This is a genomic window from Specibacter sp. NPDC057265 (genome assembly GCF_042668835.1).
Classification (GTDB): Bacteria; Actinomycetota; Actinomycetes; order Actinomycetales; family Micrococcaceae; genus Specibacter.
Map to the genome: position 1 here is coordinate 420,541 of NZ_JBHUYE010000001.1, position 20,160 is coordinate 440,700.

A 20,160-nucleotide genomic window follows, 5' to 3' on the forward strand; every position below is an offset into this window, starting at 1 on the left:
CGGGCCGGGTCCGCCACTGCCTTCCGTAGCGGACCCGGCCCCGCGGTGGTGCGCCTAGCCCCAGGGAACCACGCCGATGCCAATGGCCACCACCAGCATCACCAGGGACACCACCAGCGCACGCCAAAGCACCAGCTTGTGGTGGTCGCCCAGCTCCACGCGGGAGAGCGAGACCAGCAGCAGGATGGCCGGAACCAGCGGGCTTTGCATGTGGACGGGCTGGCCGGCAATGGAGGCCCGTGCCATGGCTGCCGGGTCGATCCCGTAGTGTGCCGCAGTTTCACTGAGCACGGGCAGAACCCCAAAGTAGAAGGCGTCGTTGCTCATGAAGAACGTCATGGGAATGCTCAACAGGCCGGTGATCACTGCCATGTACGGCCCCATGGAGGTGGGGATGACGCTGACCAGCCACGCGGCCATGGCATCCACCATGCCCGTGCCGCTGAGGACGCCGGTGAGGACGGCCGCGGCCATGACCATCGACACAACGGCCACAATGCTGCCGGCATGGGAGACCAGGGCATGGGCCTGGTCCTTGACCTTGGGGAAGTTCACCAGCAGCGCCACGGCGGAGCCCACCATAAACACGTACGGCAGGGGCAGCACGTCCATGACCAGGACCACCATGACCGCCACTGTCAACAGCAGGTTGAACCAAAATAGCTTGGGGCGCAGGGTGGAGCGGTTGGGGTTCAGCTGGGAGTCGGCAAGGCTCGCGTCAACGGCATCGAGATCCTGGGCGGCGGCCGCGTGGACCTGCGCATCAAAGCGGGCCTGGGCTGCCGAGCGCGGCTTTTCCACAGCCAGCACGGCCACGGAACCGCCGGAGCTCCCGCCACCGGCCTTGCTGCCGGCCTTGGCGAAGCCGGCCTTGGAGCCGTTCCCGGCGCCGCCCTCGCTCCAGACGCTGCCGGCCACGGCCAGGCGGCGGCGTTCACGGATGCCCAAATGCCAGGCGAAGAGGAAAATCACAATCATGCCGGCCAGCAGCGAGGGGACCATGGGCACAAACACCTCGCTGGGCGAGACCTTCAATGCCGCGGCGGCGCGCGCCGTGGGTCCGCCCCACGGCAGGATGTTCATGGTGCCGTTGGCCAGGCCGGCCACGCAGGTCAACACCACCGGGCTCATGCCAAGACGCAGGTAAATGGGCAGCATGGCCGCGGTGGTCAGGATGAACGTGGTGGAACCATCGCCGTCCAGGGATACGACGGCGGCCAGCACGGCCGTGCCCACCACCACCTTGGCGGGGTCGTTGCCCAGCGTCTTCAAGATGAGCTTCACCAGCGGGTCGAACAGGCCCACGTCGATCATCATGCCAAAGAAGACAATGGCGAACATCAACAAGGCAGCCGTGGACGTCAGGCTCTTCATGGACTCCATGACCATGTCGCCCAGGCCCAGGCCGGCGCCGGCGAAGAGGCCGAAAATGGTGGGCACCACTATCAAGGCCACCACGGGCGTCAGCTTTTTTGTCATGATCAATGCCATGAACACCGCAATCATGGCGAATCCGAGGATTACCAGCATGTGAACTCCTTTGTACAACGGCCGCATCCACGGCCTGCACTTATGAGACTAAAGTGGCGTGGATCACTGCCGGGGGTTTATCCCACTTGCCCCAACTAGTGCCCATTGAGTACGTTTAACCCGTTAAGCCCACGGATGTTCACTGCGGGCCATGTCCGTTGGAGGCTTCCGTTGGCGCAGGCCCGCACCACCCCCAGGCTGCGTTTTTCCACGCGCGTGCTGCTGCTGCAATTGGCGGTGGTGTTTGCCGTGGTGCTTTTGACTGCCGGCACCTTTGCCGCCCTGAGTTACCAGTGGCTGGGCCACCAGGCCGAAGAACGTGCCCTGGCGGTGGCCCGCACCGTTGCCTCCGCCGAGGATGTGCGCCGCGAAACGGCGGCGCTTGCCCATGCACCCGCCGCTTCGCTGACCCAGGCATCGCTGGCGGGCGGGCCGCTGGAGGATTTTGCACGCTCCGCCCAGGACCGCACGGGGGCCCTGTTCGTGGTCATCACCGACGACGCCGGACTGCGGCTTGCGCACCCCAACCCGGCCCTGCTGGGCCAAAAGGTGTCCACCGATCCCTCCGTGGCCCTCTCCGGCGGTGAGGAAACGTCACAGCAGCGGGGCACGCTGGGACGATCGGTACGGGCGAAGGTTCCCGTCCATGCCCCCGGTGCGGGCCAGGCCGTGGTGGGGGAAGTCAGCGTGGGTTTTTCCAGTGATGACATCATTGCCGGCATGGCGCGCAACATTGTGCCGGTGACCTTGATTGCGGGGGTTTCCCTGGCCTTGGGAGCCGCCGCTTCCGCGGCCATGGGTGCCCGCCTCCGGCGGCTCACCCTGGGGTTGGAGCCGGAGCAGATCTCCGCGCTGGCGCAGGACCAGGAAGCAGTGCTGCGGGGAGTGGACGAAGGTGTCATTGGACTCTCCGGCAAGGGCATCATCACCGTCTTCAACGAGGGTGCGCGCCGTTTGCTGGTCCCGGATTCCACTGTTGACTACGGTGGCCTCGCCCTGGCCGGCAGCGGACTGCCGGAAGTCCTCACCGCTGCTGCGGCGCCGGGTGAATACGGTCCTGCCGAACACGTGGTGGGCGACCGGGTGGTGATTGTCTCCGCCCGTCCCGTGCAGGCCACGGCTGATGGATCAGCGCCGCCGGGGCGGGTGATAGTGGTGCGGGACCGCACCGAGGTGCAGGCGTTGACGCGGCAGTTGGATGCCGTCAATGCCCTGGGCACCGCCCTGCGGGCGCAACGGCACGAGTTCGCCAACCGCCTGCACACCGTTGCGGGCCTGTTGGCGATCGACCGTGCGGCGCAGGCGCGCAGCTACCTTGCCGAGATCATGGACAGTGGCCCCCTGCAGTACCCGGTGGGCAAGCTGGGCCTGCTCAATGACCCGTATTTGGAGGCCTTCATTGGCGCCAAAAGCATCGAAGCCCACGAGCGCGGCGTGCAGCTGCGGATCGGTGACGGCACCTCCATCCGCGGCCATGTCACCGACCCCCAGGATGTGACGGCCGTGCTGGGCAACCTTTTGGACAATGCCATGGCCGCGGCGGTCGCCGGGACTTCCCCGCACCGGTGGGTTGAGGTGGAACTGCTGGATGAACACACCCCGGCAGGCAGCGCCCTGCACCTGGTGGTTGCCGATTCCGGCGACGGCCTGGCCGGCGGCGCAGGCAGCGGCGAAGCCACCGACGCCGAGCTGGTCTTCACGGCCGGCTATTCAAGCAGGCCGGCTGATCCGGCAGGCGGAGATCCCGTCAACGGCCAAGGGGTGGGCCTGGCCCTGGTCAGGCATTTGGCGCGCCGCCGGGGCGGCGAGGTATGGCTTGCCGATGCAGGCTCCCCCCACAGCCAAGGCGCCGTTTTTTGTGCCCGCTTGCCCGGCGTTGTTGCGCTGGCGCCCCCCATCAAGGAGCAGCCATGAGCGGAGATTTCAGTGTCCTGATCGTTGAGGACGACTTTCATGTGGGGCGCCTGCATGCCGGCTTCGTGGACGCCGTTCCGGGTTTCCGGGCCCTGCCGCCGGCTCCCACCGCGGCCCAGGGACTCAATGCCATCCATGCCGGGCGCCCCGATTTGGTCCTTTTGGACGTGTACCTGCCGGATGCCTCCGGATTGGATCTGCTGCGCACGGTTGATGTGGATGCCATGATGCTCAGTGCGGCCTCCGATCCGGAAACAATCCGCAAGGCGCTGCGGCATGGAGCCCTGGCGTACTTGATCAAGCCCTTTTCCGCCGAGGCACTGCAATCGCGGCTGCGCGGCTATGCCTGGTACCGGCGCCTGCTGGCCGAGTCCGGCGCGGTGGGGCAGGACCGGCTCGAAGGCGCCTGGCAGGCCCTGCATCCGGGCGCACCGGCTGCAGGGCCGAAGACCGGATCGGCCACGGAAGCGGCGGTCCTGGCGGCCCTGGCCTCCCGCGGGGACCAGTCAACGGCTGACGTGGCGGCCGCCGTCGGAATTTCCCGGACCACGGCCCAGCGCTATTTGTCGGTACTGGCCGACGACGGCGCCGTGGCCATTTCACTGCGTTACGGCACCACAGGCCGGCCCGAGCACCGCTACAGCGCAGCTCCCGGGCAGGGCTGACGCGGACCGGCCAAGGCTAGAGGCGTCCGGCCACCAGCGCCCCCGCCCGGAACACCGGACCTGCCAGGTTCATGCCGGGCCGGTAGGCCAAGTGCGCCACGGCCGGGGCATTGAGCAGCTGGATGTCGGCCCGTTTGCCCACCTCAAGCGAGCCCACCAGATCCTGCACACCCAGCGCCAGTGCTCCCCCGTAAGTGGCGGCGCTGATGGCTTCCGCAATCCCCAAATGCATCTGCAACACCGCCGTGGCCACACAAAAGGCCATCGATGAGGTGTAGGAGGTGCCGGGGTTGCAATTGCTGGCCAGCGCGATCTGCACCCCAGCATCGAGCAGTTCGCGTCCGCGGGCCAGCGGCTGGCGGGTCGAGAGGTCGCAGGCCGGCAGGCAGGTGGCCACGGTGCCCGGCGTCCCGCTGCGGGTTCTGGGATCCCACTGGCCCCAGGAACCGGCCAATGCCGCCATGTCCGCCTCATCCAGGTGGTTCACGTGGTCCACGCTGCTGGCGCCGAATTCCACCGCCAGCCGCACTCCCGGACCTTGGCCCAGCTGGTTCCCATGCACCCGCAGGCCCAGTCCGGCATCCCGTGCCGCGGCGAGCACCTGGCGGGACTGCGCTTCAGTGAAGGCGCCGCGTTCACAAAAGACATCGGCGAACTGCACATAGGGCAGCACAGCTTTGAGCATTTCGCCGCAGACCAGCTCGGTGTATTCCTGCGCATCCATGCCTGGTGGCACCAGGTGGGCACCCAGGAACGTCACCTTGTCCACCACGGTGGAGGCGATGCGTGCGTGGCGTGCTTCCTCCTCGACCTCCAGGCCATACCCGGTCTTGGTTTCCAGGTACGTCGTCCCTGCGGCCAGTGCCTCCGCGGCCCGGCCCAGCACCAGTCGCGTCAGCTCGTAGTCGCTGGCTGCGGTGGTGGCAGCTGTGGTCACCGCGATCCCGCCGGCGGCGTAGTCCTCCCCCGCCATGCGGGCGGCGAATTCGCGGCTGCGGTCCCCGGCGAACACCAGGTGGGTATGCGAATCCACCCAGCCCGGCAGTGCCGCCCTGCCCCCGGCGTCAATGACGGTGCCGGCTTCCGGGGCGTCGGCTGCCTTTCCGATCCAGGCAATTTTCCCGCCCTCGAGAAGAATCGCCGCGTCGGTGATGAGGGTGCCGTTGGCATCGGCGGTGTAGGCCTCGGACAGCTTGGTGATCAACGTGGTGCTCATGAAAACTCCGGGTTCGCTTTAAAGAAGGCCGCATAGAGCCCGGCCGGGTCCCCCAGCCTGAAGTGGATGCCGTCGCGGGCCACCAGCTGGCCGTTGATGTGGACCTCGGTGATGTCCGCGGCCGTGGCGGTCAGTGGAAGCTGCGCGGCGCGCGAGCCGGCGGTGCGCACGCTGTCGGTGCGCACTTTTAGATAATCCTCGTTCTCCCCCAAGCCCAGCGAGCGCAGGCCGCCGGTGCGGGCGGCGGCGGAGAGCTCCGTGGGCGAAAAACACCCGCGCTCCCCGCTGCGCAGCCGTGCGCCGTGTTCCAGGGCGCGCTGCTCCAGGTAGGGGTCAAGCACCGCGTGCTGGTCGCTGCCCAGGGCGATGACGGCCCCGGCGTCGGCCAGTTCGCGGGCCGGGCCGATCCCGTCGCCCAAATCCGCCTCGGTGCTCGGGCACATCACAATGCCCGCGCCCGCCGCGCCGAGGGCGGCGATGTCGGCCCCGGACAGGTGTGTGGCATGCACGGCCGACAGCCGCGCCGTCAGCAGGCCGGCGCGTTCCAGCAGCCCGGTGGGGCTCAGCCCGTAGGCCGCCTGGCAGGCTTCGTTCTCGGCCGGCTGCTCGGACAGGTGCACGTGCAGGGGCAGGGCCGGATCCAGGCCGGCGGCGATGTGTTCCAGGGCGGCCGGCGGGACAGCGCGCACCGAGTGGATGGCCGCTCCCAGGCCCACCAGCCCCTCCCCCGCATCAACGGCGGCCAACGCCGCTGCCAGTCTGCCGTGGCGTTCCAGCCAGCGGGCCGCATCGCCATCGGAGAAGCGTTTCTGGGTTTCATTCAGCTCCAGCACGGTGCCGGAAGCAGCCAGGCCGCCCTGCAGATAGCAGCTGTCCAGCAGCACCAGGCGGATTCCGGCGGCCTGCGCGGCACGGGCCAGCGCGAGCTCCATGCCGTGTTCGGCCGCCCCCGCATACGGGGCGCCATCGACGTCGTGGTGCACGTAGTGGAATTCGCCCACCGCGCTCCAGCCGGAAACCACCATCTCGGCAAACACCGCGGTGGCCAACTGCTCGTAGCTGGCCGGGGTGAGCCCGGCGGCGGCGTGGTACATTTGCCCGCGCCAGCTCCAGAAGTTCCCGGCCCCGCCGGGCGCGCCCTGGTGGGTGCGCCCGCGCAGGATCCGGTGGAAGGCGTGCGAGTGCGCGTTGACGGGGGCCGGGACCCGGGCAAAAGACCTGCTCACAGCAGCTCTGCCAACGCGTCGGCCAGTGCCAGCACGCCGGCGGCGGCGTCGTCGTCCTCAACGTGTTCCTGGGGCGAGTGGCTGATGCCGGAGGGGTTGCGCACATAGAGCATGCCTGCGGGGACTTTGGCGGCGAGCACCCCGGCGTCGTGGCCGGCCCCCGTGGGCAGCAGCGGGGCGTCGGGGACCTGGCGGCGCACCGAGTTGGACAGCGAGCGGACCAATCCGGAATCGAAGTGCACGGTGTTGGAGAAGGATTCTTCGGTCAAGTGCACGCTGCAGCCCTCGAAGGCGGCCAGCTTTTGCGCCTGTCCGTGGATCTTCTCCACCAGCATCGCGGTCACGGCGTCGTCGGGGTGGCGCACGTCCAGCCACATGTCCACGCGGGAGGCAATGGCGTTGGTGCCCCCTGGCACCGGCTCGATCCGGCCCACGGTGGCCCGGGCGTCGTCCTGCGCTGCGGCGATCCGGCGCACCGCGACGATGGCCTGTGCCGCGGCGACCATGGGGTCGGCGCGGTCGGCCATGAGCGTGGTGCCTGCGTGGTTGCCCTGCCCAAAGAAGGACAGCCGCCAGCGGCCATGGCCCAAAATGCTGCCGCCCACCGCGACGGCCGGGCCGCGGCCGGCGTCATCGGTGTGCGCTGGGGAGTTCAGGCCCTGGCCCTGCTCCACGTGCAGCTCGATGAAGTCCCCGATGCGGGCCAGTGCTGCATCGTCGCGGCCCATGCGGGCCGGGTCCAGGCCGTTGGCGGCTGCAACCTCGGCGAAGGTGTTGCCTTCGCCGTCGCGCAGCTGCAACGCCCGTGCCGGGTCGATGGCGCCGGTGAGCAGTCGCGAACCCAGGCAGGCCACCCCGAAGCGCGAGCCTTCCTCCTCGGGGAACACCGCCAGGGCCAGGGCACGGTTGCGCACCAGGGAGCCGGTGGCAACACGCCCGGCCAGCTCGTCGTAGGCGGCCAGCGCGCTGGCGACACCCAGCGGGCCGTCGAACGCGCCGCCGCCGGGCACCGAGTCAAGGTGGGATCCGGTGACCAGGGCGCCGCGGCGCGAGGCCTCGTCCTTGGCCGAACCTGGCAGGTCCCACCAGGCCCAAATGATGCCGTTGGCGTCGGTGGAGACCTCCAGGGACCGGGCGGCGGCCTCAGCGGTGAACCATTCGCGCAGGGTGGTTTCGGCGCTGGAGTGGACCGGGCGCGTGTAGCCTCCGCGTCTGGCGTCCTTGCCGACGCCGGCGATGGCGCCCAGCAGGGTGTTGACGGTGTGGGTGTGCACGTTCATGATTCCTCTCTGCCGGTGCCGGCTGCCATGTTTTCCCTACTCCGACATGGGAATGCGCACGCCGCGTTCCTTGGCGACGTCGACGGCGCGCTGGTAGCCGGCATCGGCGTGGCGGATGACCCCCATGCCCGGGTCGTTGGTGAGCAGGGCTTCGAGCTTGGCCGCGGCCAGCGCGGTGCCGTCGGCCAGTCCGACCTGTCCGGCATGGATGGAGCGGCCAATGCCAACACCGCCGCCGTGGTGGATCGAGACCCAGCTGGCGCCGGAGCTGGTGGCGGTCAGGGCGTTGAGCAGGGGCCAGTCGGCAATGGCATCGGAGCCGTCCAACATGCCCTCGGTCTCGCGGTACGGGGAGGCCACCGAACCGGAGTCAAGGTGGTCGCGGCCAATCACGATGGGGGCGGAGACCTTGCCTGCGGCCACCAGCTCGTTGAACAGCAGGCCGGCCTTTTGGCGTTCGCCGTAGCCGAGCCAGCAAATGCGTGCCGGCAGGCCCTCGAACTCGACGTGCTCCTGTGCTGCATCCAACCAGCGGTGCAGGTGCCCGTTGTCCGGGAAGAGTTCCTTCAGCGCCTCATCCGTGACGCGGATGTCCTCCGGATCGCCGGAAAGCGCCACCCAGCGGAACGGGCCAAGGCCCTCGCAGAAGAGCGGGCGGATGTAGGCCGGGACGAAGCCCGGGAATTCGAAGGCGCGGGCAAAGCCGCCCTGGCGTGCCTCGTCGCGGATCGAGTTGCCGTAGTCGAAGACCTCGGCGCCTAGGTCCTGGAAGCCCACCATGGCCTCAACGTGTGCTGCCATGGAAGCCTGGGACTTCTTGGTGAAGCCCGCCTCGTCGGCCCTGGCTTCGGCATCCCACTGCTCGAGGGTGCATTCCACCGGCAGGTAGCTCAGCGGGTCGTGCGCGGAGGTCTGGTCGGTGACGATGTCGACGTCGATGCTGCCCGCCTTTTGGCGGCGCAGCAGCTCCGGAAAGACTGCGGCGGCGTTGCCGACATAGCCCACCGACAGGGCGCGCTTCCCGTTCTTCGCCGCGGTGACCTTGGCGATGGCCGCATCCAGGTCCAGTTCGACGTCGTCCAGGTAGCGCTTGCCCAGGCGGCGGCGCAGGCGGTCCTCGGAGACGTCGACGATCAGGCAGGCGCCGCCGTTGAGGGTGACGGCCAGCGGCTGCGCGCCGCCCATCCCGCCGCAGCCGCCGGTCAGCGTCAGGGTGCCGGCCAAGGTGCCGCCGAAGCGCTTCGCCGCAATGGCTGCGAAGGTCTCGTAGGTCCCTTGCAGGATGCCCTGGGTGCCAATGTAGATCCAGGACCCGGCGGTCATTTGGCCGTACATCATCAAACCTTCCGCCTCGAGCCTGCGGAACTCGGGCCAAGTGGCCCAGTCGCCGACCAGGTTGGAGTTGGCGAGCAGGACCCGTGGTGCCCACTTGTTGGTGCGGAAGACGCCGACCGGCTTGCCCGACTGCACCAGCAGGGTCTCGTCCTCCTCCAGGCCGGTCAGCGTCTTGATGATCGCGTCATAGGCTTCCCAGGAGCGGGCCGCGCGTCCCGTGCCACCGTAGACAACCAGGTCCCCGGGGCGCTCGGCGACCTCCGGGTCAAGGTTGTTCATGAGCATCCGCAACGGCGCTTCGGTCTGCCAGCTCTTGGCCGTCAATGTGGTGCCGCGGGGGGAACGGACGAGGCGGGAGGGATCATGTTGCGTAAAGCTCATGGCTGGTTCTCCTGTTGCTGGGCGGCCAATACCTTGCGGGCCTCGGCGGCGACCAGTTCGCCGATGGCGGTGATTTTCCCGGGGTTCATGCGGTAACTGGGGGCCACGACGCTCAGGGCCGCGATCACCCGGGTCCCGGTCACGGCACCGTCGGGGGCGTGGGTCTGCACGGCAATGGGTGCGGCAATGGCTGTCACGTCAGCTTCGACGCCGCGGTCAACAACCACGTACCCGGTCTCCGGCGTCCTGCCCGACAGCACGGCACCGGAGGCGCTTCCCGCCAGCGGGACTGTGCGCCCGACCCAGGAGGAATGGCGCACCGAATGGGTGCCTTCGCGCATGGCAATGTACAGTCCGTTCCCGCCTCCGGGCCCGTGGTGGGCGCGGACGTTGACGTAAGCCGATTCCCCGGTGGCCAAAACGATCCTCTCCAGCACGGACTCGGTGAGGGAGATGATGGATTCGTGGCTCAGCGCCTGGGCACCGAGCTGCACGATGCGCAGCCCCGGCCGGTAGGCGCCGTCGTCGTCCCTGCGGAGAAAGCCGGCGGATTCCAGGGTGCGCAGCAGCCGCAGCGCGGTGGATGCGGAAAGCTCCGTGCCGCGTGCTGCATCGGCAAGCGTCAGGGAACCTGCATCACAGACGGAGCCCAGCAGCTGCAGGGCCCGTTCGACGGTGCGGGTGGACGGTTCGGCCACGCTGGACTCCCGGTGGTTGAAATTGGAGGCTGGAACTGCCTCGGCGGCTTGCCCTTTGACACTGCTTGCGTTTCACTTATTGAAACGTGTATTTCACTCGATGGCAAGGTTTCGTCACCCGTGCGGGCGGAAACCGCTCCCGAAAGGACACCATGACCGTCACCGTCACCACCACAGCCCTAAGCCCCGCCGACGTCGTCGCCGTGGCCCGCCACCTGGTCCCGGTCGAGCTGTCCGCCGGGTCCCTGGCGGCCATGGCCGATTCGCGCGCCGTCATCGAGGCGCTGGTCACCGACACGGTTCCGCACTACGGGGTGTCCACCGGCTTCGGCGCCCTGGCCACCAAGCAGATCCCGATCGGGCTGCGCACCCAGCTGCAGCGCTCGCTGATCCGCTCGCATGCAGCGTCCTCCGGCACCGAGGCGGATCGGGAAATCGTGCGGGGGCTGATGCTCAACCGGCTCTCCACCATGGCCACCGGCCGCACCGGGGTACGCCCGGTGGTTGCCCGGAGCTACGCGGCGCTGCTCAATGCCGCCATCACCCCCGTGGTGGGGGAATACGGCTCGCTGGGCTGCTCCGGGGATCTGGCCCCGCTCTCGCACTGCGCGCTGGCCGTGATGGGCGAGGGCAAGGTGCGCAATGCCGAAGGCACCTTGCTTGATGCCGCCGATGCCCTGGCCGCCGCGGGCATCGAACCGCTCGTGCTGGCGGAAAAGGAAGGCCTGGCGCTGATCAACGGCACCGACGGGATGCTGGGCATGCTGCTGATGGCCGCCGCCGATCTGCACCTGCTGGCGTCCACCGCAGACATTGCAGCGGCCATGAGCGTCGAGGGCCTGCTGGGCACCGACGCGGTCTTCGCCGCCGAGCTGCATGCGCTGCGCCCGCACCCGGGGCAACGCGACTCGGCAGCCAACATGCGCGCCGTCTTGGCCGGCTCGCCCCTGATCGCCGCACAAAAGGCCGACGCCCACACGTTCACCCGGGTGCAGGATGCCTACTCGCTGCGCTGCGCCCCCCAGGTTCACGGTGCCGTGCGCGCCACGCTCGCCCACGCAGAGTCGGTCGCCGCCATTGAACTGGCCTCGGCCATCGACAACCCGGTGGTCACCCTCGACGGCCGGGTCGAATCCAACGGCAACTTCCACGGCGCCCCCATCGGCTACGTGCTGGACTTTTTGGCGATCGCGGTGGCGGATCTGGCCTCGATCTCCGAGCGCCGCACCGACCGTTTCCTGGACACGGCCCGCAACCACGGCCTGAACGCCTTCCTGGCCGACGACCCGGGGGTGGATTCAGGGCACATGATCGCCCAATACACCGCCGCCGGCATCGTCTCGGAGCTCAAGCGCCTGGCAGTGCCGGCCTCGGTGGACTCGATACCCTCCTCCGCCATGCAGGAGGACCACGTCTCCATGGGCTGGCATGCGGGGCTGAAGCTGCGCAAGGCAATTGACGGATTGGCACGCGTACTGGCCATCGAACTGCTCACCAACGCCCGCGCGCTGGACATGCGCGACGGCGGCCTGGAGTTTTCCAAGTCCTCGCCGGTGATCACCGCGGTGCGCTCGGTGATCCGCGGGCAGGTGCCGGGCCCGGGCACCGACAGGTTCATCGCCCCGGAAATCGAGGCAGTGCGCCTGCTGGTGGCCAATGCCGCCATTGTGGACGCAGCGAACTCCGCGCTGGAGACCCCGCTGGCCTAGCGCCGGCACCACACCACCCACTGCCCCGGCACCCCGGCCGGCCGGCAACAGTGCGCAGGCGGCGTGGGAGGCGTGGCGGAATTTAGCCGGGCGCCGGCAGCAATGCCATGACCATTCCTGCGCCCACCAGCATGGCGGGGCCAAAGGGGATGGCAGTCTTTGCCGTGCCCCGCCCGCTGGCCATGACGGCCACGCCCCACAGCCCGCCGGCCACAAAACCGGCCGCGGCCCCCCACAGCACGTGGCTCCAGCCCAGAAATCCCAGATAAAGCCCCAGCACCCCGGCCAGTTTAACGTCCCCAAAGCCCATGCCCTGCGGGTAAAGGGCCCACAGCAGCCAGTACAGGGCCCCGAGGGCCAGCGCGCCGCCAGCGGCATTGAGCGCGTGGTGCGGCTCTTTGGCTGCGAGCGCCGCAGCCAGCAGCAGCACCCCTGCCAGCGGATAGGCCGGCAGCACCAAGCGGTCGGGAAGCCTGTGGGTACGGATGTCAATGACGCTCAGCACCAGGGCCAGCCACAGGAAATATCCGCAGGCGGCAACGGCGCACAGCAGCGCCAGGGTGCTTTCCTCCCACAATTGAGCCAGGCGCGTGACCATAGCGCGATGCTACGCCACGTGGGCCGGCAGCGGGAGGGCGGCGGCACGCCTGGGGATAAGCTTGGAGCCATGAGCGCCGCCTTCATGTCAGTGACAGCCTTTAGGAACCTGTGCCGCTCATCGCCGTGGCGCTGGGAATCGCTGCGGTTCGAACTGCACCACACGGGCCTGGCCACCCCCGCCGTGCACTGCTGGGTGCGCCGGCCCGGAGCCCTGCGCGTGGAAGCTCCGGACGGCACCCTGCTGGCAGGCACCACCGGCATCAATGCCTCCAAAGGATCCCTGTACATCAGCGGCAGCCGCAAGCCGTGGCTGTTGCCGCCCGCCCTGGTCAACCCCATCAAGGACGACGACGGCTATGTGGTCCGCCGCCCCGAGGCCCTCTACGGCGAACCGGCCTACGGCACCGGCCGCGCCTCGGCGGCACTGGACCCGGTGGAACTTTCCGGCGAGCATCCCGTGCCCCTGGAAACACCCTTCGCCAACCCGGCGGACGTTTCGGCCATTACCGCTATCAGCCACTATGGCAGGGATGCCGTCGAGGCCATCCTCACCCCCGGCAGCAGCTACCGGCCGGTGTTTGCCGACGCCCCGCTGCTGTTTCCCGGCCGGACAAAAGTACGCATTGATCTGGAAACCGGCGTCTGTGTGGCGGCAACGTCACTTGAGGGCCCGAACCAGGGTGCCGGGCACTGGATGGTCTTGGTGGCTGTCAATGAATACATGCCCGATGAGCTCTTTGAATCCGGCATCGATCTGCCGTCCCCAGGCCGGGGAGGCTCTTGGTCATGAGCTGACCTGGACGCCGCCCCGGTCCGCCCACAGGTGGGCCAGGGTTGCGGCTCCGGCGCGGAGCATTTCCAAGGACACGCTCTCATCGCTGTCATGCCAGTTGTCCTGCACCAGCCCGGTGCCGAAGAAAATCACCGGGATGTCCAATGCCTTGGACAACAAGTCTGCCGGGCCACCCCAAACCCTTTGGCCATGGCTTGGGACAGTGCCTGCGAAAAGGGTTCTCCGGTGTGCGGCAAAACTCCTGGGCCGTCTCCATTGACACTGAAAGACTGTGGCCATAGCCGTCGCTGATGTTGCCCTCGACCCAGCGTCGCAATTGTCCGGCCACCCTTTCCACCTTTTGCCCCGCGACCGTGCGGAAGCCCAGCTCAGCGGCCGCCATGGACGGCACGGCTGCCCGGGCCACCCCGGCGGGGCCCCGCCGCCAGGGAAATGACTCTGACCGCCGGGCGCTCCCACAGTCGTTCCAGGACACTGCAGCCCTCTTCGCCCTCAATGCTGCGGGTGTGGGAGCGCACCATCGAGTCCTCCTCGTCAAAAGGGCAGCTGCGCCAGTTCAGCATGCCTGCGCCCGCCCACAGACGCAACGTCGTCGTCAAAGCCCGGAAGCGTGATTGCGCGGCGCCCGTCGTACAGCAGGCCCGGCAGCCTGCCGCGTTCAATTGCCGGATGGGGCGCGCTGCCTGAAACGGCCCCGCTGTGGATTTTCAGCCGGCACCGTCGCCAAGCCCGTACAGGACTTCCACGAAGGGAAAGACAATTACACGCAGCCCGGCTGCCAGCCAGTTCGCCGACAGGCGCAAATGAAGGCGCTCTGCGCTGTTCAGCTATTTCCTGTCATGGCAGCTTCACCACCTTTCATCAGCAAGTGGTCGTTGGCCGGCCGGCTGCTGAACTGAAAGGAAGACCTCCCCATTCCGCCGTGCCCTGCGGGCGTTGGTAAAGGGGGGCGGGTCTACATTTCGCTGCGCTCGAGCATGTCCGAAACCAGCGCGGCAATTGCGGAGCGTTCCGAGCGCAGCAAGGTCACATGCCCAAACAACGGGTGGCCCTTGAGGATCTCCACCACTGCCGCAATCCCGTCGTGGCGGCCCACCCGCAAATTGTCCCGTTGGGCGACGTCGTGGGTCAGGACAATCTTGGAGCGCTGGCCAATGCGGCTCATCACCGTCAGCAGCACGTTCTTCTCCAAAGACTGCGCCTCGTCCACAATGACAAAGGAGTCGTGCAGGGACCGGCCGCGGATGTGGGTCAGAGGCAGCACCTCCAACAGCCCACGCTCCACCACCTCCTCCATGACGGTGGCTGAGACCAGGGAGCCGAGCGTATCAAAGACCGCCTGCGCCCAGGGGTTCATTTTCTCGTTCTCGGATCCCGGCAAATACCCCAGCTCCTGGCCGCCCACCGCATACAGGGGCCGGAACACCACCACTTTGCGGTGTTCATTGCGTTCCAGCACCGCCTCCAGCCCCGCGCACAGGGCCAAGGCACTCTTGCCCGTCCCGGCGCGCCCGCCCAGGGACACGATCCCCACCCCGGGATCCATCAGCAGATCCAACGCCAGACGCTGTTCGGCGGAGCGCCCGTGCAGGCCAAAGACCTCCCTGTCCCCGCGCACCAGGTGCACCCGCTGGTCCTCCCCCACCCGGCCCAGGGCCGAGCCGCGGTTGCTGGCGATGATCAGGGACGTGTTGACGGGCAGCACCGCCGCCTCGGGAATCGCCACGGCTTCATGGTTGTACAGGGCGGCCACCTCGATCTCCGTGGCGTCAATGTCGGCCACGCCCGTCCAGCCCGAATCATGCACCAGTTCGCTGCGGTACACCTCCGCCGTCAACCCCAGCGCCGATGCCTTGATGCGCAGCGGCACATCCTTGGAGACCACGGTGACGTTTTGGCCCCCGTTGGCCAGGTTTTTGGCCACCGCCAAAATGCGCGCGTCATTGTCGGTGCCGCGCATGCCGGCGGGAAGCACTTCAAGGGATACGTGGTTCAATTCCACCCGCAGGGTCCCGCCGTCGTCCCCCACCGGGATGGCTGTGCTGAGGCTGCCGTGGCGTTCACGCAGTTCATCGAGCAGCCGCAGCGCAGCACGGGCAAAGTAGCCCAGCTCGGGGTCGTGGCGCTTGCCCTCCAGTTCCGAGACCACCACGATCGGCAACACCACGTGGTGTTCGGCAAAGCGCGTGATGGCGCGGGGATCGGCGAGCAAAACCGAGGTGTCAATGACAAAACTGCGCACTGCTGTTTCCAAGCGCGGGGTGTGCGGGAACTGCCCAAGGTTCAAGGTGTCGACCACGTGTGCTCCAGCCCTTTTCCGGACCGTTGCTGCGCCCCGGAAAATTCAGTCGGTGCGTTCAGGCGGGGTGCCTGAGCGATGACACCAAGCTACCCCTGTTCCTGCTCCTTAAGCAGGGCTGTGCCCGAAAAGTTGCAGTGAACTTTGCGCGGCGCCGGCCTTAACACCTTGGCCGCCACGGCTTGGCGGCGGCGTTCAGCTGCCAAAGCGGCGGCTGCGCCCGGCATAATCACGCAGTGCGCGCAGGAAATCAATTTTGCGGAAGGCGGGCCAGAGCGCCTCACAAAAATAAAACTCGCTGTAGGCGCTTTGCCACATGAGAAAGCCGGAGAGGCGCTGCTCGCCGGAGGTGCGGATGACCAGATCGGGATCAGGCTGCCCGCGGGTGTAGAGGAACTGGGAAATGTCCTCAACGGTGAGGCTCTCCGCGACGTCCATGATGGTGCGCCCGGCCGTGTTGGCGTCGCAGAGCAGCTCCCGGACGGCGTCGACAATTTCCCGCCGGCCACCGTAACCTATGGCCATGTTGACGTGGATGCGCTCCCGGGCCGGAACCCGGGCCGTCAGGGACGACAGCCGGGCAGCCAAGTAGTCAGGCAGCAGTTCCGGGGCGCCCATGGCGTGGACGCTGATGTCGGCGTCGGCATCCAACAGGTCCATGGTGTTGGCAATGATCCCCATCAGCTCGTCGAGTTCCTCCACCGAACGGTTCATATTGTCCGTTGAGAGCATGTACAGCGTCACCACCTTGATGCCCAGTTCCTGGCACCAGCCCAAAAACTCCAGGATCTTGTCCGCACCGGCCTGGTGGCCGTGGCCGGTGGGGGCATTGAACTGTTTGGCCCAGCGGCGGTTGCCGTCCACCATGACGCCAATGTGCGCCGGCACCTTCGCAGCGTCCAAGGATTTGCTCAGGCTGCGTTCGTAGAAGTTGTACAGAATTCTGGGCATCCGCATGGACGCGGTGGAAAACCGCATAAACGTGCACCGGACCTTTGCCAATCATGGCCCTGCGGCCGTACGAAGCTTGCTCGTTCCAGAGTACCCGCCTGTCCCGGAAAAAATATGCACGGCGGGCGCGGCAGCCAGTTACCGGTCAGTAATAAAGGAGCTGGCGCACGTTATGCTGTGTGCATGAACCCGACCCCCGATCTTGACCTGAAGCCGTCCTGGCGTGGTTGGCTCCATGCGGGCATGACGCCGGTGGTGCTCATTGCCGGGACAGTGCTGGTGCTGTTGGCCCCGGGAACGGGCGTGCGGGTGGCCTGCGCGATCTACGTGGTCACCGGGGTCCTGCTCTTTGGCACCAGCGCCCTGTACCACCGGGGAAGCTGGCAGCCCCGCACCCGGGTGCGGCTCAAACGGCTTGACCACAGCAACATCATGCTGGTCATTGCCGGGTCCTACACGCCCCTGTCCTACCTGATGCTGCCCCGTCCCACCGCAACACTGCTGCTGTGGATGATCTGGTCCGGTGCCGTGGCCGGGGTGTTGTTCCGGGTGCTGTGGGTGGGGGCGCCACGCTGGCTCTATGTGCCCATTTACGTCCTGCTGGGCGTGACTGCCCTGTTTTTCCTGCCCGATTTCTGGGCCGCGGGCGCGGTGCCCACGCTGCTCATCTGCGCGGGCGGGGCGATGTACATTGCCGGGGCCGTGATTTACGGCATCAAAAAACCCAACTTCAGCCACCGCCACTTTGGCTTTCACGAGCTGTTCCACGCACTGACGGTGGCAGCCTTCAGCACGCACTTTATTGCTGTGGTCCTGGTGGTCCTGGGCTAACGGCCGGGACTTAACGGCTGGCCAAACGGCCGGACCTTACGGCAGGGAACCCGGCGCACGGACGCGCCGGGTTCCCTGCCGTCCGGTGTGGGGTCCGCTATTTGCCCTCTGCGCCGGGGGCGCCTTTCCCTGCGCCGGGGGCTGGAAAGTCATCTTCAAAGGTGTAGCTGGCTTCCTGCATGGCGGATTCGCTCATCATGGGAATGCCCAGGTGGTCGGGCCTCTGGTTTGCGTCGCCGGGGCCCACCAGCTGCTCGCGGTAGCGGACCCGGCGGATGCGCTTGACCATGTCACGGATCAAGAACACCATGACGGCCACAATGAAAAAGGTGATGAGGAAGCCCAGCAGGCCCGGAGTGACCTGGTCTTCGGTGAGTCCCGGGCGCAACCCCGGGTCACTGGGAATGGCGGGGTCGGTGGCGGCAATTAAAATCAAAGTGTGCACAGTGGTGTCTTTCCTTTGCTCCCCGGCAGGCTGGGTGCCGTCCGGGTAACGTTCACTATCTATCGTAGGCCAGCAAAGAGGTCATGTTCCGGGGTCTGCGTGGGGACGCGGGATTCAATCAATGAATAGTCCTCCCAGGGCCACACCTTGCGCTGCAGCTCGGGGGTGACGGCAAAGAAGAAACCTTCCGGATCCACCTGGGTGGCATGGGCCCGCAGGGCGGCGTCCCGTTTTTCAAAGAAGTCGCCGCAATCAATTTGGGTGGTGGTGGGATGCGATCCCTCCAGGGGCGTGTGGCCCTCAGGGTCCGCTTCAAGCCAGTTGGCCAGCCGTGCGGCATACGGGGAGGTCAGGCCCGCTTCCTCCAGCGCAAAATGCAGGGCGCGGAAACGCTGCGGGTTGAAGGCCAGATCGTAGTACAGCTTGGCAGGCTCCCAGGGCTCCCCGGTGCCGGGGTACTGCAGCGGATCCCCCGCTGCGTGGAATGCCTCCACGGCAACCTTGTGCGCCATGATGTGGTCCGGGTGCGGGTAACCGCCGTTTTCGTCGTAGGAGACAATCACGTGCGGTTTGAACCGGCGGACCAGGCGCACCAGGGGTGCTGCGGCAATTTCCAAGGGCTTGAGGGCAAAGCAGTTCACGGGCAGTTCCGGCAGCGGATCACCCTCGGGCAGTCCGGAATCGGTGAATCCCAGCCACCGGTGGGAGATGCCCAGGATGTGTGCGGACTTGGCCATTTCCAGGTGCCGTGCACCGCCCATGTCGCGTGCGGAGTGGGGATCGCCCACCATGGCGGGATTTTGAATGTCCCCGCGCTCCCCGCCAGTGCAGCTTGCCACCATCACTTCCACACCAGAGGCGGCATAGGAGGCCATCATGGCCGCACCCTTGCTGGCCTCGTCATCGGGGTGGGCATGGACGGCCAATAGTCGCAGGCTCTGGCCGTCGGGGCTCTGGCTGGTGTTCACGGTGCTACCTTCATTTCTGTGAATCGCTGTGTACCGGGGGAAAACAGGTGGTTCAAAAAACGCTAAACTGGTGGCAGTCCAACGCCTCCAGCAAAGAGGCGCCCAGGCCGCTGCCAGCGGCATAGACATTAGTGGATGCAGTGACAACTTCTGATTCTCCAGCCCCTACCAGCCTAGTCAATCGTTACGGCACACCCAAGCGGGGACTGTCCAAAAAAACCCGCAACATTTGGCTAGTGGTGGCCGCTGCGCTGTCCGTGGGCTGGGTGCTGTGGGTCGTTGCAGGCTCCACCACGGGGGTTAGCAATAAACTCCTGGGCTACAACGTGGCGGACAGCACCATGACCACCGTGGAACTGACTGTGACCAAGGACCCGGACGCCACCGCCCGCTGCGCCCTCAAGGCCATGAACGGCAGCTACGCCGTGGTGGGCTGGAAGGTCATCACCATTGGTCCCAACGCCAAGGATGTGGGCAGCGAAGGCGGCCGCACCACAGTGGTCCGCGGCGAGGTGCGCACCGACTCCCTGGCCGTCACAGGGGTGGTTGAAGAATGCTGGATTGCGCAGGGCCCGTAACACTGGATTGCGGCTTTCTTGGGTTTATCGCCCGCATTGACTAAACTGGTTCCTATTACCTTCTGCCCCGCCGGGTGGATCTAAGGAAATTTCAGCGTCGGATTGTGCACCCGTTACACCGTGTGCAGGCCTGAGCTTCTCTGGATCACTACCTGCGGGGCCTTTGCTTTGTACATTCAAGGAGAACTACGTGCCTACAACCAACAGTGCGCCCTCTGCATGGCTGACGCAGGAAGCATATGACCGACTGCAGGCGGAGCTGACCCAGCTCTCCGGCGCGGGCAGAGCAGAGATTGTCAGCAAAATTGAGCAGGCCCGCCAAGAAGGCGACCTGAAGGAAAATGGCGGCTACCACGCTGCCAAGGACGAGCAGGGCAAGATTGAGGCCCGGATCCGTCAGCTCAGTGAAATGCTGCGCAACGCCCGTGTGGGCGAAGCACCGGCCGACGACGGCATTGTGGAACAGGGCATGGTGGTCGTTGCCACGATCGCGGGCGATGAAACCACCTTCCTGCTGGGAAGCCGTGAAGTGGGTGCCGGTGAGCTTGAGGTCTACAGTGAGCGCTCCGCGCTTGGCGCCGCGATCATGGGCCACAAGGTGGGCGACAAGCTCAGCTACCTGGCCCCCAACGGCAGGGAAATTGCCGTGGAAATTCTTTCCGCAAAGCCGTACGAGGCCTAACTGCCGGCATTGACGCGAAAAAGGCCGGGTGGAAAACCCCGGCCTTTTTCGTGTCCACC

General features: G+C 66.9%; 20 protein-coding genes. 7 read left to right on the top strand and 13 right to left on the bottom strand.

The genetic code is table 11. The features are described from left to right. Positions 1-54 precede the first annotated feature (54 nt). Positions 55-1,530 carry a CitMHS family transporter gene (locus ACFUCV_RS01740; protein WP_380811343.1) on the bottom strand — a complete coding sequence of 492 codons (1,476 nt, stop codon included), beginning with the start codon at positions 1,528-1,530 and terminating at the stop codon, positions 55-57. 171 nt (positions 1,531-1,701) lie between these two features. On the opposite strand from ACFUCV_RS01740, the gene ACFUCV_RS01745 reads away from it, so the two are divergent. Beyond that, positions 1,702-3,444 (top strand): ATP-binding protein, encoded by a 1,743-nt coding sequence (locus tag ACFUCV_RS01745; protein ID WP_380811345.1) that lies wholly within the window; start codon positions 1,702-1,704, stop codon positions 3,442-3,444. After that, positions 3,441-4,109, top strand: a complete 669-nt coding sequence (locus ACFUCV_RS01750; RefSeq protein ID WP_380811347.1) for a response regulator — start codon at positions 3,441-3,443, stop codon at positions 4,107-4,109. The genes ACFUCV_RS01745 and ACFUCV_RS01750 overlap by 4 nt, the downstream gene beginning before the upstream one ends. A 16-nt stretch (positions 4,110-4,125) precedes the next feature. Here ACFUCV_RS01750 and hutI read toward each other — a convergent pair whose 3' ends face one another. The 5 genes from hutI to ACFUCV_RS01775 are packed head-to-tail and all read right to left on the bottom strand — an operon-like array spanning position 4,126 to position 10,245. Beyond that, complete coding sequence (gene hutI / locus ACFUCV_RS01755; RefSeq protein ID WP_380811349.1) at positions 4,126-5,325, bottom strand: imidazolonepropionase; 1,200 nt, start codon at positions 5,323-5,325, stop codon at positions 4,126-4,128. Beyond that, on the bottom strand, positions 5,322-6,551 hold the full coding sequence (locus ACFUCV_RS01760; protein ID WP_380811351.1) for a formimidoylglutamate deiminase: 1,230 nt from the start codon (positions 6,549-6,551) through the stop codon (positions 5,322-5,324). Before ACFUCV_RS01760 ends, hutI begins: the two co-directional genes overlap by 4 nt. Then, positions 6,548-7,831, bottom strand: coding sequence for an allantoate amidohydrolase (locus ACFUCV_RS01765; RefSeq protein ID WP_380811353.1), 1,284 nt, complete (start codon positions 7,829-7,831; stop codon positions 6,548-6,550). The genes ACFUCV_RS01760 and ACFUCV_RS01765 overlap by 4 nt, the downstream gene beginning before the upstream one ends. 36 nt (positions 7,832-7,867) lie before the next feature. Then, on the bottom strand, positions 7,868-9,547 hold the full coding sequence (hutU, locus tag ACFUCV_RS01770; RefSeq protein WP_380811355.1) for a urocanate hydratase: 1,680 nt from the start codon (positions 9,545-9,547) through the stop codon (positions 7,868-7,870). Then, complete coding sequence (locus ACFUCV_RS01775; protein ID WP_380811357.1) at positions 9,544-10,245, bottom strand: IclR family transcriptional regulator; 702 nt, start codon at positions 10,243-10,245, stop codon at positions 9,544-9,546. Before ACFUCV_RS01775 ends, hutU begins: the two co-directional genes overlap by 4 nt. Before the next feature lie 152 nt (positions 10,246-10,397). Here ACFUCV_RS01775 and hutH point away from each other — a divergent pair, with 152 nt between their 5' ends. Continuing rightward, positions 10,398-11,954, top strand: coding sequence for a histidine ammonia-lyase (gene hutH, locus ACFUCV_RS01780; protein WP_380811359.1), 1,557 nt, complete (start codon positions 10,398-10,400; stop codon positions 11,952-11,954). A gap of 82 nt (positions 11,955-12,036) precedes the next feature. On the opposite strand, the gene ACFUCV_RS01785 is transcribed toward hutH, so the two are convergent. Further along, a complete protein-coding gene (locus ACFUCV_RS01785) occupies positions 12,037-12,552 on the bottom strand; it encodes a prepilin peptidase (protein ID WP_380811361.1) in 516 nt (171 codons plus the stop codon). A 69-nt stretch (positions 12,553-12,621) separates the two neighbouring features. On the opposite strand from ACFUCV_RS01785, the gene ACFUCV_RS01790 reads away from it, so the two are divergent. Further along, positions 12,622-13,344 carry a hypothetical protein gene (locus tag ACFUCV_RS01790; RefSeq protein ID WP_380811363.1) on the top strand — a complete coding sequence of 241 codons (723 nt, stop codon included), beginning with the start codon at positions 12,622-12,624 and terminating at the stop codon, positions 13,342-13,344. Here ACFUCV_RS01790 and ACFUCV_RS01795 read toward each other — a convergent pair. The 4 genes from ACFUCV_RS01795 to ACFUCV_RS01810 form a co-directional block, all read right to left on the bottom strand. Continuing rightward, on the bottom strand, positions 13,339-13,503 hold the full coding sequence (locus ACFUCV_RS01795; protein ID WP_380811365.1) for a hypothetical protein: 165 nt from the start codon (positions 13,501-13,503) through the stop codon (positions 13,339-13,341). The two genes, ACFUCV_RS01790 and ACFUCV_RS01795, sit on opposite strands and share 6 nt — an antisense overlap. A gap of 212 nt (positions 13,504-13,715) precedes the next feature. Then, positions 13,716-13,910: a hypothetical protein gene (locus ACFUCV_RS01800; RefSeq protein WP_380811367.1), complete on the bottom strand. Its 195-nt coding sequence runs from the start codon at positions 13,908-13,910 to the stop codon at positions 13,716-13,718. 392 nt (positions 13,911-14,302) lie between these two features. Further along, positions 14,303-15,634, bottom strand: coding sequence for a PhoH family protein (locus tag ACFUCV_RS01805; RefSeq protein ID WP_380811474.1), 1,332 nt, complete (start codon positions 15,632-15,634; stop codon positions 14,303-14,305). Between the two features lie 207 nt (positions 15,635-15,841). Continuing rightward, positions 15,842-16,603 (bottom strand): isoprenyl transferase, encoded by a 762-nt coding sequence (locus ACFUCV_RS01810; RefSeq protein WP_380811476.1) that lies wholly within the window; start codon positions 16,601-16,603, stop codon positions 15,842-15,844. Between the two features lie 177 nt (positions 16,604-16,780). On the opposite strand from ACFUCV_RS01810, the gene ACFUCV_RS01815 reads away from it, so the two are divergent. Continuing rightward, on the top strand, positions 16,781-17,428 hold the full coding sequence (locus ACFUCV_RS01815; RefSeq protein ID WP_380811369.1) for a hemolysin III family protein: 648 nt from the start codon (positions 16,781-16,783) through the stop codon (positions 17,426-17,428). Positions 17,429-17,525: 97 nt separating this feature from the next. On the opposite strand, the gene ACFUCV_RS01820 is transcribed toward ACFUCV_RS01815, so the two are convergent. Both ACFUCV_RS01820 and mca read right to left on the bottom strand, forming a co-directional pair. Next, positions 17,526-17,873 carry a hypothetical protein gene (locus tag ACFUCV_RS01820; protein ID WP_380811371.1) on the bottom strand — a complete coding sequence of 116 codons (348 nt, stop codon included), beginning with the start codon at positions 17,871-17,873 and terminating at the stop codon, positions 17,526-17,528. A gap of 59 nt (positions 17,874-17,932) precedes the next feature. Next, a complete protein-coding gene (gene mca / locus ACFUCV_RS01825; RefSeq protein ID WP_380811373.1) occupies positions 17,933-18,841 on the bottom strand; it encodes a mycothiol conjugate amidase Mca in 909 nt (302 codons plus the stop codon). A 140-nt stretch (positions 18,842-18,981) separates the two neighbouring features. Between mca and ACFUCV_RS01830 the strand changes: the two genes are divergently transcribed. Both ACFUCV_RS01830 and greA read left to right on the top strand, forming a co-directional pair. Then, positions 18,982-19,419 carry a DUF4307 domain-containing protein gene (locus tag ACFUCV_RS01830; RefSeq protein ID WP_380811375.1) on the top strand — a complete coding sequence of 146 codons (438 nt, stop codon included), beginning with the start codon at positions 18,982-18,984 and terminating at the stop codon, positions 19,417-19,419. Between the two features lie 190 nt (positions 19,420-19,609). Next, positions 19,610-20,101 (top strand): transcription elongation factor GreA, encoded by a 492-nt coding sequence (greA, locus tag ACFUCV_RS01835; protein WP_380811377.1) that lies wholly within the window; start codon positions 19,610-19,612, stop codon positions 20,099-20,101. Positions 20,102-20,160 lie beyond the last annotated feature (59 nt).

Bases quoted from the DNA above. Each gene is read 5' to 3' on its own strand.
- ACFUCV_RS01810 (WP_380811476.1), bottom strand. From the start codon at position 16,603: ATGCGGATGCCCAGAATTCTGTACAACTTCTACGAACGCAGCCTGAGC.
- ACFUCV_RS01815 (WP_380811369.1), top strand. From the start codon at position 16,781: ATGAACCCGACCCCCGATCTTGACCTGAAGCCGTCCTGGCGTGGTTGG.
- ACFUCV_RS01765 (WP_380811353.1), bottom strand. From the start codon at position 7,831: ATGAACGTGCACACCCACACCGTCAACACCCTGCTGGGCGCCATCGCC.
- hutU (WP_380811355.1), bottom strand. From the start codon at position 9,547: ATGAGCTTTACGCAACATGATCCCTCCCGCCTCGTCCGTTCCCCCCGC.
- ACFUCV_RS01750 (WP_380811347.1), top strand. From the start codon at position 3,441: ATGAGCGGAGATTTCAGTGTCCTGATCGTTGAGGACGACTTTCATGTG.
- ACFUCV_RS01740 (WP_380811343.1), bottom strand. From the start codon at position 1,530: ATGCTGGTAATCCTCGGATTCGCCATGATTGCGGTGTTCATGGCATTG.
- ACFUCV_RS01800 (WP_380811367.1), bottom strand. From the start codon at position 13,910: ATGCTGAACTGGCGCAGCTGCCCTTTTGACGAGGAGGACTCGATGGTG.
- ACFUCV_RS01790 (WP_380811363.1), top strand. From the start codon at position 12,622: ATGAGCGCCGCCTTCATGTCAGTGACAGCCTTTAGGAACCTGTGCCGC.
- hutH (WP_380811359.1), top strand. From the start codon at position 10,398: ATGACCGTCACCGTCACCACCACAGCCCTAAGCCCCGCCGACGTCGTC.
- ACFUCV_RS01785 (WP_380811361.1), bottom strand. From the start codon at position 12,552: ATGGTCACGCGCCTGGCTCAATTGTGGGAGGAAAGCACCCTGGCGCTG.
- hutI (WP_380811349.1), bottom strand. From the start codon at position 5,325: ATGAGCACCACGTTGATCACCAAGCTGTCCGAGGCCTACACCGCCGAT.